Here is a 13132-nt window from a genome sequence, read left to right on the forward strand (position 1 = left end):
GTTTAGCTACTTTTGTGCTTTAAAGCTGCATTACGCGCAGATCAATTGTCGTCCAGGTCGTCGAAGCCACCGGCTTCAAGCTCGGTCTGACCATTTTCTTTGGCATATGCGTTGAATCCAGCGCTAAACCCTGCTAAGAATTGATCGGCCTCCACACGCCTCTCAAAGCGATCCAACAGCTGCTGAAATTCTTTCCCATGTCCCTGACCGGGGGTTGCCAAATGCACAAGCTCGTGGACCAACACATAATCTTGAACCCAAATCGGCACGTATTTCAGCTTCGCCGATAACCGAATACTACGATGGTATGGCGTAGCCGAACCCCAACGTTTGTTCTGGTTATTGACCCACCGTACCGATAAAGGATTAGCGATTCCGCCCAGGTACTTTGTATCCAGCGCTTTGGCTCGATCCATCAAGGAGTCTTCGGTGGATAACGCCGACTCGCGGTTTTTACGCTGCCGATACTTTTTGAGCATCTCATCGACAAACACTCGCTCGGTACTCTCGTTTAGTGCCGCTGGCACCTGCACTACTAGCCGATTATCCCGCCACTGCGAGGAGATGGTTTTCTTGCGCTTATTTGACCGTACGATACGGACAGGAATGTCATCAGCCGCAATAAATTCTACGGTCTGTGGGAAATTCGGCATCGGGTGCCTCCACTTCTATCCTTCGCACGTACACGGCGGTTACTTGGTTATCCAATTAGCTTAGATAGCGCACTAACGGCGCAGCATTCACGCCTCGCCAACTGTAGATAACTAACCCGCGTACTCGGCCAAGACAGCCAACAGGGCCTCTCCATAGCGTTCGATCTTGCTACGCCCCACTCCTGAAATCTTAGCCAATTGCGGAAGCGTAGAGGGTCGATGTTCGGCAATAGCCATCAGCGTTGCATCGGTGAATATGACGAATGCAGGTACTGAATTGCTCTGTGCCACTGCGGCCCTCCAACTGCGCAACGATTCAAAAAGCGCTTCGTCGTATGCGGCCGGGCAGGAAGAACAGCGTTTGAGCTTTCGCTCTTTAGCCGTGGTCAAGAAGGAACCACAGCCGGCGCACACCAACGGTGTCAGTTTCTGTGGCTTGCGACGTACCGGAGCTTGCTGTCGGCTGCTTGCTTGACGTACTGATTTGATTCCATCTAAGAATCTGGACGGGTAACGGTGTGCTCTTCCGCCGGGAGTGCGAGCCAAAGACCATGAAAGGTATAGATGGATTCTCGCTCTGGTGATTCCGACATAAAGTAGCCGTCGTTCTTCGTCATATCCAGCTTGGTCCTTGGCATAGGTAATTGGAACGAGTCCGTCGCTGAGTCCCGCCAAGAACACTACGTCCCATTCCAGCCCCTTGGCTGCGTGGAATGACGCTAAGGTGACACCATCCAGGGTGGGCGCGTGCTGCGTGGCAGCGCGATCTTCAAGTTCCTTCACCACATCGCGCAAGGTAACTTGATCGCCTTGCGCTCCCCTGCTGGCGACTAAATCATCTGCTAGGCGCACCAATGCTGAGAGTGATTCCCAGCGTTGACGCACGGCACCGGTACTGCCCGTTGGCGCCTCTGGCGCATAACCGTGGGAAGCGAGGACATCGCGCACCAACTGTGAAACAGGCTGGTCCCCGGCGACGTTCAGCGCGGCACGTAGCGCTAGCATGCCTTCTTTGACTTCTCTTCTCGAGAAGAAACGTTCGGCACCTCGCATCACGTAGGAAATTCCTCGAGCTGTTAGCGCCTGCTCAAAAGCCTGTGACTGTCCGTTAGTACGATAAAGGACCGCGATTTCAGAAACGTCTTGACCATTTTTGAGCAGTGCTTTGATCCGCTGGGCCACTTCGGCGGCTTCTTGTTCGTCATCTGCGGCCTCAAAAAATTCTGGGCTTGGCCCATGGTCACGCTGCGCGATAAGTTCAAGTGGTTCGGGCCAGGTCACCGTTGGATCCGGCATTGACGTTTCAATCCGACGAGTGGAAAGTACCTTATTGGCTAGGTTAACTACTTCTGGCGTGGATCTGTAGTCACGCACGAGTTTGACGACCGTCGCCTCCGGGTATTTTGCACCGAAGTTCAGCAAATAATCCGGTTTCGCCCCGGTAAACGAATAAATGGTCTGGGATGCATCACCAACCACGCATAATTCGTCTCGCCCACCGAGCCACAGATCAAGGAGCCGCTGTTGCAGCGGCGAAACGTCCTGATACTCGTCCACGACGAAGTGCCGATACTGTGACCGTACATTTGCCGCAACTTTTTCGTTGTCTTCCAGAATTGCACTAGTCAGTAGCAAGACATCTTCAAAGTCGATAACGCTACGGTCGTCTTTGAGCTCCTCATAAGTTTGGAAAATCCGGGCCATGCTGACTGCTTCGAGCCCATTGGGCAGATCCCGGCTGGAAGCGACTTTGGCGTAACTCTCCGGAGAATGCATCGAGACCTTAGCCCACTCAATTTCTGAGGCAAGATCACGCACCATCGCGCGGTCACTTGATATCCTCAGCCGGCGAGCAGACTCGGCAATTAGTGGTGCTTTATGCTCCACCAAGTTTGGCAAGGTTCCACCGATTGACTGCGGCCAGAAGTACTGCAACTGTCGTAGCGCGGCGGCATGGAAAGTTCTAGTTTGAACTCCCGGAGCGCCCAGTAGACGAAGCCGCGTTCGCATTTCTGAGGCGGCCCGCGTAGTAAAGGTCAACGCCAAGACGCTGGTGGGGTTGTAAACACCAGTGTGCACTCCGTGCGCGATCCTGTGCGTAATCGCTCGGGTCTTACCCGTGCCGGCTCCGGCAAGGATACATAGCGGGCCACGAAGAGTTTCTGCTGCGAGACGCTGTTCCACATCAAGACCAGAAAGAAGATCTGGGGCCTGAAAGTTTTCTTGCTCGCTCACTTGTTTGGGGCCTCCGGAAGGGGTTCTCCGTACCAATTACGGATTAATGCATGCGAAATCGACACTCCGCGGGGAATTTGAAGGCTTCCGGCGCGTAGTTCGGCACCGAGCTCTTCTCTAGTAAACCAACGCAAGTCAAGGATTTCGGTACCATCAGGAATGAGCTTCGTGCTCAGCGCTTCACCGGTAAAGCCAAGCATCAAAGAGCGTGGCAAGGGCCAAGGTTGGGAACCGAGATAGGCCACGTCGCCGACGTGCACCCCGGACTCTTCAAAGATTTCCCGGCGTACCGCAGATTCCAATGATTCCCCTGCCTCAACAAAACCGGCAAGAACTGAATACATTTTGGATTTAAAAGTGCTGTTAGCACCGAGTAACAGCCGGTCTTCGGAATCGATAATGGCCGCGATAATGGCAGGGTCGGTCCGCGGGAAGAGCTCATGGTTATTGGCAACGCAGCGTTGCACCCAACCTGAGGTTGACGCGCGAAGCTCGGAACCACAGCGTGGGCAGAATACTTCATTGCGCCGCCAATTTGTGATCGCTTGGGCTTCAACAAATAATTCGGCCTGTGCTTCGCTGAGGGTGCTAAAAGCCTCGCGAAGAGTAATCCATGAGGCATCGGCGACATTCTCCAGCACCGATTCATCAACAATGGCCAACACGTAGGGGTGTTGCTGATCGCGTCCCAGATAAACGAACTGCTCGGTGCCCGAACTTTGATATTCCGGACCAGGCGTAAACATCAACGATTCACCTCGAAGAGCGGCTCCACGCGCAGATATCAGCATGACCCGGCTCAGCGGGTTGGCCATAACTTGTGGCAAGAGCTCCGGTTGATCGTGTTCGGTAACCGGACGCTCATACACCGATCGCGCAAAGCTCAGAGAGGTAAGTGGTAAACGATATTTTTCTGCCAACGACATACTCCTAACCTAGTGCAATTCGCTGAGCAACAGCTTGGTTTGGAGCCCCTGTGGAAACAATTGACAATGATCTCAATCGCATCTGCCCGATTGAGCGCCGAAACAAGCAATCTACCGTGCGTCATTCACGAAAGATACTGCCAATCTCGCATACGGTGGAGGGTGTGAAACGCTCTGCCATGGAACTCGCCGCAATTGCCACCGCCGCCGTACCGGGATTAACCCCGGTCGGGTTCGCCGCGTTGTCCGATGATGCAGAAGACTTCGATTCAGCACTCATCGTGGACGCTCAAAAACACCGCTGGCGTGTACGCTCACCGCGCCATGATGAAGCAAGTATGCGCTTGGAAGCCGAGCTCTCAGCCTTACGCGCATTCTCAGCGAAGGTCCGGGCGGCTTTGCCGTTCTCGCTTCCTTCGGTGGCTGGCACCGTACGCCAAGGGCCATTGCGTACCTTCGTATACAAAGATCTGCCCGGAAGGGTTCCTACCCTCGAAGAATTGGTCGAGGAAGGAAGCAAACTTGCAGTGGCTTTAGGCCAGTGCATGGCAGCGATTCATCAGATTCCCGACGAATCCGTTGAGGTTGCTGGTTTGCCAACCTACACCGCCGATGAGGTGCGCCAGCGAAAACTCAACGAATTAGATACCGCGGCCGCTACCGGTCGGGTGCCGAGCGGTTTACTTCGTCGCTGGGAACATGCCATGGAGGATGTCTCTCTTTGGCGTTTTAACGCCACCGTAGTTCATGGTGACTTTGACGAAGAACAACTTCAGGTTTCACATTCGAGCATTACCGCGGTCAAGGGCTGGACCGATCTGCATGTGGGAGATCCTGCCGACGACTTTGCCTGGCTTTCAGCCATCGATGACCATGGCTTCAGCGAACGCGTATTTGCCGCCTATGTTGAGGCACGCGGTAAATCCGCTGACCCGCATATTATGCGCCGTGCCGCCTTGGCCGCAGAATTCGCGCTGGCCCAATGGCTGGTGAAATCCTTGGACAGCAAAGACGCAGAACGTATCGCCGATGCCGAAGAAATGCTGCAGGAACTAGATACCAATATTGCCGAATACGGCGGACAGCCGCTGTCGGTGGTCGAAGCCCCACGCCCATTGGCCGCCCCCGCCCCGGTACTTGCACCGGAAGTTCCAAGCGAGCCGCAGAAGGCCAGCGCTCCCGCAATCAACACTTCGAAGGTCACCCAGCTGGCAGTCGATGATGATCCAGAGCCTCTGCCATCACCCGAGGATGCTGAAGCTTCGGCTGAACAGGCACCGCAAAAGTCAGTCAGCCAAGAGCAGGTTCCACAAACCAGCGACGAGTCTGCTGATGCAACGCCGGAACCTGTAGCAGCCGTTAAATCCGAGGACTCGGTGCCAGCGAAGGACACCGAGCCAAAGGAAGAAACTAGCTCGTAGATCCTTTTGTTTCCTGGTCTGTCAGGGTTTCAAAGGCGTTGGCAATCATTGATTCAAGTTCTTCCTCGGAAGCCAAAGATTCTGCGTGAATTGTGATGCCTGCGCTGACATAGTAGAACGCTGCTTGGATCTGTTCCAACGGAATCCCATGTAGTCGTGACCAGCCCAAGCGGTACACAGCTAACTGAACCAATTTGCTCTTCAAGTCTTTTCCGCTTGGCACTCGGCCGGTTTTCCAGTCGAGCATCAACCAGGTGCCATCTTCGAGTTGAAATACCGCGTCGATACGGCCACGTACCGCAACCGGCCCCACACGTGTTTCAAGTGGCACCTCCACATATGCCGGCTGTCGATCAGCCCATTCGCTAGCGAGGAACGCTTCCTTCATTGATTCAAGATCCAGCACATCGTCAATATAACGATCCGCTGGTTCCACGATCTCCCCCAAGTCCAGCATTTGGGTTTGTTCGTAAAACTCTTCAATCCACGCATGGAACGCGGTACCTCGCCGTGCGGCTAAACCGGGGCGGCGAGGGATGGGACGGCGAAGATTTTCCAGTACTTCTACCGGGTCCTCGGCAAGCTCCACAAAGAGCGAGGCTCGCACATGTTCGGGCGCTTCAATGACACGTTCACGATTGTTGAGGAACTCGCGTTGTGCCAACAGTCGGTTCGCTTCGTCGTTCCAATGTTCACCAAAGCTGGTGAGCATTTGAGGGTTGTCTTTGTCCGCAATTACGTCATCGGCCAAAATGTGTAGGACTTCTCTGCGCGAGTATGGATGTGGTGTTTTTTGCACGGCACCGGTAATCACCGGACCTTCCAACGGGTCATAAGGCCAGACGGCTTCTAATGGTTGGGAACGTACCGGGTTCTCTTCCGGGGCTTGCTCATTTTCCACCCACGTCCCGATCTCGGCGTGTGGGTTTTCTTGATTCACCAACGGAAGTAGTGCATTCATAAAAACCGAAGGCTCACAGGGTTTGGTCCGCGAGCCCGACCAGACGCTGCTAGAACAGATCAGTAGCGACTTCGCTCTGGTCACGGCAACATAAGCCAGCCTGCGTTCCTCGGCAATATGGTGGTCATCCACACGATCTTTAAAAATGGACTCGGCTTCGATCAATTCCTTGAGCGCCGGCTGGTCGGTATCCCACTGTGGCAAATCGCCGCTGTCCCCGCGTAAGGGCCACGGCAGTGCTTTATCTCCGCTGGTCCAGCGATCTGATTTGGCGCCCGGGAACACTCCCTCGTTTAATGACATCACCGCGACGGTGTCCCATTCCAGTCCCTTTGAGGCGTGAATCGTGAGCAGCTGAACTGCCTGCGGGTCTGCGTCTTCCGAAGGTAGTGGCAAGCCTTTCTCTTTCTCTGCGGCTTGTTCAAGCCACATTAAGAATCCGGCCAGCTCAACCCGTGGGGCATTGCGGCAATATTCGCGCACCACATCGGCAAAAGCATCGAGGTTGACGCGATATTTATCCGTGGCAATCCATGGTCGTGACGCCACCTCAATGTCCAAATTCATCGCTCTTTCGACCTCACGGATTAACGCTTCCAGATCATCATTGGCGATCAGGCGTAGCTGACGTAATTCTGCGCGCAAGGCTTCGAGACGTTCAAAACCAATATCAGAGATACTGCGTCCATCAGAACTGGTCCATTTCGCCGGTGGCAGGTAATCGAGCGCTTCAACAAGGCTGGCCGCATCGTTTAACTCGGCGCGGGCCGCTTCCTGCCCACTTTGCTGTTCGGTCAGCGCTTCGGCAGAATCTAGTTCTGGGTTCAGTCCCTTTTGCCGGCGACGGGCCAGCGAACGTGACCAGTCGGCAAATGCCGCTAGATCTGCCGCTCCAAGCCTCCATCGTGCTCCAGCCAGTAGCCGCATCAATTTATCTGAACGTAACGGATCAACAAGCACCTGCAAACAAGACACCAAGTCGGTTAGTTCGGGGGTGCTCAGTAATCCGGACAGCCCTACAAGCTGGTACGGGATTCCTCTTTCACCAAGCACCTCCCCCATCACCGATAAATTCGCTCGGTTACGGCTGAGCACCGCGCTGGTCTTGAGCACAGTATCGGTACCTGGCTTGTTCTGCGCCACGATAAGATCTGCAATTTTCTCAGCTTCGTCGCGCACTGTGGCGCAACGGTTGAGCACTACCCGTCCCTGCTGCGCAAAAGCAGAGGGTTCCAGAGGTTTGACCGACACCGGTCCGCTAACTGGTTCCTGCCCACCAGCGGTGATCTGGTTTGCCGCTTCCAAAACGTTGACGGTATTTCTCCAGGCGACCGTGAGGTGTTTGACGTGGGCAACTTCCCTGCCAGACTCACGCACGATAGGAAACTCTTCTGGAAATCTGAAGAGCTGCCCGGCACTGGCTCCGCGAAAACCGTAAATGGACTGATTCGGGTCTCCGACTGCGGTTACTGGATGACCGTGTCCATACAGTTCAGAGAACAACACCATTTGGGCATGCGAAGTATCTTGGAATTCGTCGAGCAAAACCACCTTATGGTTGGTTCGTTCGGCGAGCGCCGCCGCCGGAACCTGCTGGGCAATATGTGCCGCGTGGGAGACTAGATCACCGTAATCCATCACACCCAGTTTTTGCTTCGACAGCGCATATTCTTGAGCTAATTCAGCAATAGTGGCCCGAGACGCAAGCTTGTCTAGTAACTTTTGAGCAGGCGCGGTTCGGTTCTTTTCCTTGTCAGCCTGCATTGGGAGAACGTTGAGTTCTTCGATGAGGTTATCAAGCCATTGTTGGGCCTGCGGTGGTGAGACCAGATGTTCTGAGGACTCGGAACTAAAAGATACGATCGCATCGATCAAAGTGCTGGTCGCCGAACCTAGGTGTTTGTAACTTCCGGTGTAGCTCTCCAAGACCTGATGAGCTATTTGCCAGGATTGGGCAGCTCCAAGTAGCACCGTGTCTTCTTCAATGCCCAGCCGTAGTCCATAATCCTGGACCAAGGTATTTGCATAGGAATGATAAGTAGAGACGGCTGGGTCAAGGAAGTCACGGGTGTCTTCCTCACTCAACAACCCCGTAGCGACAAGCTGCGCAATCTTCGCACGGATACGCACCGAGAGCTCTCCGGCAGCCTTACGGGTAAAGGTTACACCAAGAATTTCTTCGGGACGAACCAACCCATTGGCAACAAGCCAGACCACTTTATCGGCCATAGTTTTGGTTTTACCCGACCCAGCGCCGGCAATCACCAACATTGGTTCTAATGGCGCAGAAATGATCTCCGCTTGTTGCGCGGTGGGTGGAAACTGCTCCCCCAAAGCTTCGGAGAGTTCTAGTGGGGAGAATCTAATATTGCTCATGGTTCGGTGACCTGTCGTCCTTCTTCGCACAATGGGCAGATTTCGGGCAGCATACAAGAGCCTCGGAGCCCCTCTGAACCAACCGTGTGGCGGGTAATGAATTCGCTCTCGCCCATCAGTTGCGCGGCCTGCAGAATCAGCTCACGGGCCCAGGTGTCCTCGCCCAAGGCTGGCTGGTCCCTAAGCGAAGCCGACTTCGTCGAGGTGCCGACATATACCAGTGAGGCGCCTGCCGGTTCGGAGGATAGCTGCGCGGTTTCATCTTGCTCCTGCAGTGCGCCGAGTTGGATTGCCGTTTGATAGACCGCAAGCTGCGGATTAGTTTCGGTGAGCTTCGCCGAGGGTGCGGTGCCACCGGTCTTCAGATCCACCACGGTAACCCTGCCGTTTTCGTCCGCCTCAATGCGGTCAATAACGCCGCGCAGTTGAATGCTTTTCCCTTCATTTGGGACATCGACTTGGAACGGTAACTCGATCGCAGCCAATGTTCGTCCAGAAGTACGCATGGTGATGGAATACTGTGCCAGTTTTTTGAGCATCTCTTCGGCTCGGTCAAAATCTCGTTGTCCTTCCCAATTGGGAAGCTTTTCCAACTCTGGCCAGCGCTGCTCCAAGATCTGTGCGTATTCGTTGCCACTGGCTTCGGGGTGTTCCTCGGCGATTGAGTGGATCAGGGTACCTAAGGAGGCGGCAAAGTCATGGGCTGCTTGCCCGCCGGCGCTTTGGACAAACCAGTTCAGCGGTGACTTCACCAGGGTTTCCACCTTGGACGGCGAAACTCGAAGTGGCTGGTCTTCAGGAACCACGGGAGCATTTGTACTCAATGGTTTCAGCCCCCACCAGCTCTGTGGATGGGCACCCCGCACCGGATAGTCATTTCGTGCCAATCGGTTAAGGACCGAGGTGGCGTCGTGATAGATCTCTTGAGCTGAGCCGTTCACCGGTTCTGGAATGGCTCCGAGTTGCGCAGCCTTGGCCCGTTCGGCCATTAAACGTAGTTCCGCCACCAAGGTTGATAATGCCCTGATACGAGGGACCTCGGTGAGTTCTCGGGCTACCGCGTCGTGTGGATCTACAAGGTCCAAGAACGAGGATGGTTGCGAGTCTTCGTTGTCGACCGCAGTACAGATCAGCATTTTTGACGCGCGCGAAACTGCGTTGCTGAAACTTCGGGTTTCATCACTACGAATTCCACGCATCAGTTGTGTCGGGGTTCGAGTGCTTAAGAAGGAGATTCCATGCTCAACCGCGTCAGCCAGCGCATTGGAACCCAGCAGTTCCCCACGGAGGCGTAGATTCGGCCAGCTACCTTCTTGCAAGCCTGGGATGAACACCACCGGCCATTGTTTCCCTGCCGCTGCAGCGGTAGTTAGTACCGTCACCGTTTGGGTACCGGTAGCTCTAGACGCCAGCGAGTCCATAGGCAGGTCTTGATGCAAAATATGGTCTAGGAAAAGCTCCACGCTGGCACCAGGCAGCTGGTCCACGAACCGCTCTGCTGCTTGGAATAGCGAGAGCACTGCGTCCAGATCATGGTCGGCCCTGCGCGCGACATTCCCCGTTCCCAACGCTTCTTTACGCCAAACGTTGGCGCGCCCCGAGGCTTCCCACAAAGCCCATAAGGCGGTTTCTGGTGTCGCTTGTCCGGTGGCTAGTTCCGTGCGTAACGCAGCAAACATGGTCAGCAAGCGGTTAAGTCCGAAGGCCACAGGGCCCAAGGTTTCGGTCAACTCTGGTTCGTGAAGGGTGGCTTCGAGAAGTTCTTGGCTGGAGCGTCGCCCACCTTGTGAGCTTTCGCGTTGGCGCAACATCTGACGCAGGCGACGAATCTCCAAAGCGGTGCTCATGCCATAACGCGAGAGCAATAAGTTTTGCATGAGTAACGGATCATCACTGACACCGTCTGCTAAGGCAAGCTGGACCAGATCCAATAACGGCCGGACAGCTCCTTCATCCTTCAACGGGATTTCTGCAGGTGGGACCTGTACCGCAATCCCCTGACCTTCGAGGAAACGACTGAGCGAACGCACCTGCGAACCGTTACGGACCACAATGGCAATATCTGAAAGCGGGAACCCTTCATAGAGGTCCATTTGCACTATGCGTTGGGCAATATAGCGTTCTTCCAGAGTGGAGTTTTCGAAACACAGCGCCAGAACTTCGCCATCTTCGATGTCGGGAAGTGCGTGCAAGGCGCGGCCACGTTGGCCTGCTGCCAAAGGGATGCGGCGCACCACGCGCTGCCAAGCCTCCATGATGGCGGGGGCCATGCGGAAGCTGCTAGTTAATTCGAAAAACTGAATATCGCCATTTGCACTGTAGGACTGCGTGAAACGACTCAGTTCGTCTGCACGGGCACCACGGAATCCTTGAACAACATTGTCTGGAGCAGCAAAAGCAACTATGGAGCGGTCACGTCCAATCATGCGCAGGAGCCGGTGTTGGGACAACGTCGCTTCTTGAAGATCGTCCACTAAAATTAGTTGCAGTTTTTCGTGCTCGTCGTTCAGAAAATCTGGATTTTGCTCAAGAATTTGTGCGGCGCGTGTCATCAGTCCCGCAGGGTCAAAGGCTTCGGCACTGCCCAAATCGAGCAGGTCTCGATATTCCTGGTAAAAACGTGCCGCGGCAACCCATTCGCTACGTTTAGTTTGTTCACCTAGTTCGGCGATATCCACCGGTTCAAGACCAAGTTCCGAGACCCGGTCAAAAAATTCACGCAGTTCTTTTCTAAACCCTCGAGTCTCTACGGCCAGATCCAGATCTGCGGGCCATCCCGGGCTTTCGGTAAGACCTTGCCGGTGCCCGTCAAGCAGGTTGCCGATAAGTGTGTCTTGTTCTGGTCCCGATAAAAGTCGTGGTGCGCGTTCTAAGGTAGGCAATAAACCTTCTAGCCGTGCCCGGCGGATCAGGTCGAATGCGTACGCTGACCAGGTTCGAACCACCGGTTCGGTAAAGGTTTGATCTGCTCGGCGACTAAGTTCATCTCGAATTCCGGCGGCCGTAAGACGAGTTGGAGCAATGATCAACAGCTGTAGCGGATCTAAGCCAGCGCCAAGGTGCCCAACAGCCAGGTCAATAAGGGCTGTAGTTTTTCCGGTGCCAGGGGCTCCAGTGACTAGCGTCGGTTTTTCTACCACTGATAATTGCTCAAGCAATGAAGCGGTATCTAATGGTGCCGAGTCGGACGATTCTTCCATGTTCATAGTTGATCATCCGCTGGCGACAAGTAGCTTGCTTGCAACGCCGCTTTCAAAGATTGAATTTGTTCCCACTGGGCATCATCTGGTTGCCACCGTGCTTGGCTCATATCAACGCGTTGGCCCTTGCGTGGGGTACCTTCGGTTTTCCATGCGGTATTGCCTTGCTCAGCAAGGTCCGGTGGCAGTGTGCCATCGGCTCGGATAATCCGCCACCAAGGCGTTGCTGACGGTGAAGAAGTCATAGCCTTTCCTGCTTGTCTTGGGCCACCGCTACCTAAGAGTTCTGCAACGTCACCATAGCTAAGGACCGCGCCTGGCGGAACTAATGCCGCGAGCCGGTGAACGGCTTCGGCATATTCGAGACTTGCGGGTGTGGGTACGGTGCTCATGTCACCATTGTGCCAACTTCCAGATCCCCATCCACAACCGGAGCGTCAGTGGAAAAGTTGTAGGAACGAACGGGTAGCGTTGTTTTCATGAATGAATGGCATAAGGGCCTTGTCGTTGGCTTTGACTTGGAAACCACAGGCGTCGATACCAACACCGCTCGCATCGTCACCGCGTCAGTGGTTCTTCTCGATGCCCAAGGGCAGGTAGTGAATCAGCGCGAGTGGCTCGTTGATCCTGGAGTCGAGATCCCCGAGGCAGCAACCGCTGTCCACGGTGTTTCCACCGAAAAGGCACGGGCCGAGGGAATGCCTGCGGCGCAAGGCGTCGACGAGATCCTCAATTTGCTTCAGTTTGCTGCCAAACAATCTCCCATTGTGGCGTTTAACGCGTCCTACGATTTCTCGGTTCTGCATGCCGAGGCGTTGCGTTATGGTTTAGTACCGCTCATTCCCGGAAACGTGATTGATCCGTTCATCATCGACAAGCAAGTGGACAAGTTTCGCAAGGGAAAGCGCACGCTTGCCGCAGCCTGTGAACATTACGGCGTAGTGCTCGAAAATGCGCACACCTCGTTTGCCGACTCAGTTGCATGCGTTGGTGTGGCTCGCGCCATTGCGCAGAAATATCCTCAACTTCAGGTGGACCCACAAGACTTGCATGGTTGGCAGATTGGCTGGGCTCGGGATCAAGCCGCAAGCTTTCAGGAATACCTACGAAAGCGTGATCCTCAGGCTGTCGTTGACGGTGCTTGGCCAATCAAAGACAGCTAATGGCCTGATTTTCCACTAACTGTTGCTCACTTCACAACCCTCAAAGCGACTCCCCCGAATTGCCGGGTAAGTCAATCGTTCATCTTCAGTCACAATTCAGCGAATCTTCTTCGACAACACCGTCAATTACACCCGAAATTAAGAATAGTTACCTTATTCCAAGGGGCGTTAGGGCGATATTGTTCGATGATGATTCA

Annotated in this window: 8 protein-coding genes; 2 read left to right on the forward strand and 6 right to left on the reverse strand. The window is 54.5% G+C overall.

The genetic code is table 11. The features are described from left to right. Window positions 1-41: 41 nt before the first annotated feature. From ACX5K5_RS10615 to nudC, 3 genes are all read right to left on the reverse strand, one after another. Window positions 42-653, reverse strand: a complete 612-nt coding sequence (locus ACX5K5_RS10615; protein ID WP_443437817.1) for a M48 metallopeptidase family protein — start codon at window positions 651-653, stop codon at window positions 42-44. 111 nt (window positions 654-764) lie between these two features. Then, window positions 765-2888: an ATP-dependent DNA helicase UvrD2 gene (locus ACX5K5_RS10620; protein ID WP_459174368.1), complete on the reverse strand. Its 2124-nt coding sequence runs from the start codon at window positions 2886-2888 to the stop codon at window positions 765-767. Beyond that, entirely contained in the window at window positions 2885-3814 is a 930-nt protein-coding gene (nudC, locus tag ACX5K5_RS10625; protein ID WP_096256022.1) for an NAD(+) diphosphatase, read from the reverse strand. The genes ACX5K5_RS10620 and nudC overlap by 4 nt, the downstream gene beginning before the upstream one ends. A 116-nt stretch (window positions 3815-3930) precedes the next feature. On the opposite strand from nudC, the gene ACX5K5_RS10630 reads away from it, so the two are divergent. Then, on the forward strand, window positions 3931-5235 hold the full coding sequence (locus tag ACX5K5_RS10630) for a phosphotransferase (protein WP_443446669.1): 1305 nt from the start codon (window positions 3931-3933) through the stop codon (window positions 5233-5235). On the opposite strand, the gene ACX5K5_RS10635 is transcribed toward ACX5K5_RS10630, so the two are convergent. The 3 genes from ACX5K5_RS10635 to ACX5K5_RS10645 are packed head-to-tail and all read right to left on the reverse strand — an operon-like array spanning window position 5225 to window position 12164. Continuing rightward, the gene (locus ACX5K5_RS10635) at window positions 5225-8572 is read right to left on the reverse strand and encodes an ATP-dependent helicase (RefSeq protein ID WP_443458924.1); all 3348 of its coding nucleotides are present in this window, start codon (window positions 8570-8572) and stop codon (window positions 5225-5227) included. The two genes, ACX5K5_RS10630 and ACX5K5_RS10635, sit on opposite strands and share 11 nt — an antisense overlap. Continuing rightward, window positions 8569-11778, reverse strand: coding sequence for an ATP-dependent helicase (locus tag ACX5K5_RS10640; protein WP_096256018.1), 3210 nt, complete (start codon window positions 11776-11778; stop codon window positions 8569-8571). The genes ACX5K5_RS10635 and ACX5K5_RS10640 overlap by 4 nt, the downstream gene beginning before the upstream one ends. Then, the gene (locus ACX5K5_RS10645; protein ID WP_188687006.1) at window positions 11775-12164 is read right to left on the reverse strand and encodes an MGMT family protein; all 390 of its coding nucleotides are present in this window, start codon (window positions 12162-12164) and stop codon (window positions 11775-11777) included. The genes ACX5K5_RS10640 and ACX5K5_RS10645 overlap by 4 nt, the downstream gene beginning before the upstream one ends. A gap of 87 nt (window positions 12165-12251) precedes the next feature. Here ACX5K5_RS10645 and ACX5K5_RS10650 point away from each other — a divergent pair, with 87 nt between their 5' ends. Beyond that, entirely contained in the window at window positions 12252-12935 is a 684-nt protein-coding gene (locus ACX5K5_RS10650; RefSeq protein ID WP_096256015.1) for a 3'-5' exonuclease, read from the forward strand. Window positions 12936-13132: the final 197 nt, after the last annotated feature.

The sequence above is a fragment of the Glutamicibacter bergerei genome, from assembly GCF_054495185.1.

Excerpts from the sequence above, each read along its gene's own strand:
- ACX5K5_RS10635 (WP_443458924.1), bottom strand. The coding sequence starts at position 8,572 with ATGAGCAATATTAGATTCTCCCCACTAGAACTCTCCGAAGCTTTGGGG.
- ACX5K5_RS10645 (WP_188687006.1), bottom strand. The coding sequence starts at position 12,164 with ATGAGCACCGTACCCACACCCGCAAGTCTCGAATATGCCGAAGCCGTT.
- nudC (WP_096256022.1), bottom strand. The coding sequence starts at position 3,814 with ATGTCGTTGGCAGAAAAATATCGTTTACCACTTACCTCTCTGAGCTTT.
- ACX5K5_RS10615 (WP_443437817.1), bottom strand. The coding sequence starts at position 653 with ATGCCGAATTTCCCACAGACCGTAGAATTTATTGCGGCTGATGACATT.
- ACX5K5_RS10640 (WP_096256018.1), bottom strand. The coding sequence starts at position 11,778 with ATGAACATGGAAGAATCGTCCGACTCGGCACCATTAGATACCGCTTCA.
- ACX5K5_RS10650 (WP_096256015.1), top strand. The coding sequence starts at position 12,252 with ATGAATGAATGGCATAAGGGCCTTGTCGTTGGCTTTGACTTGGAAACC.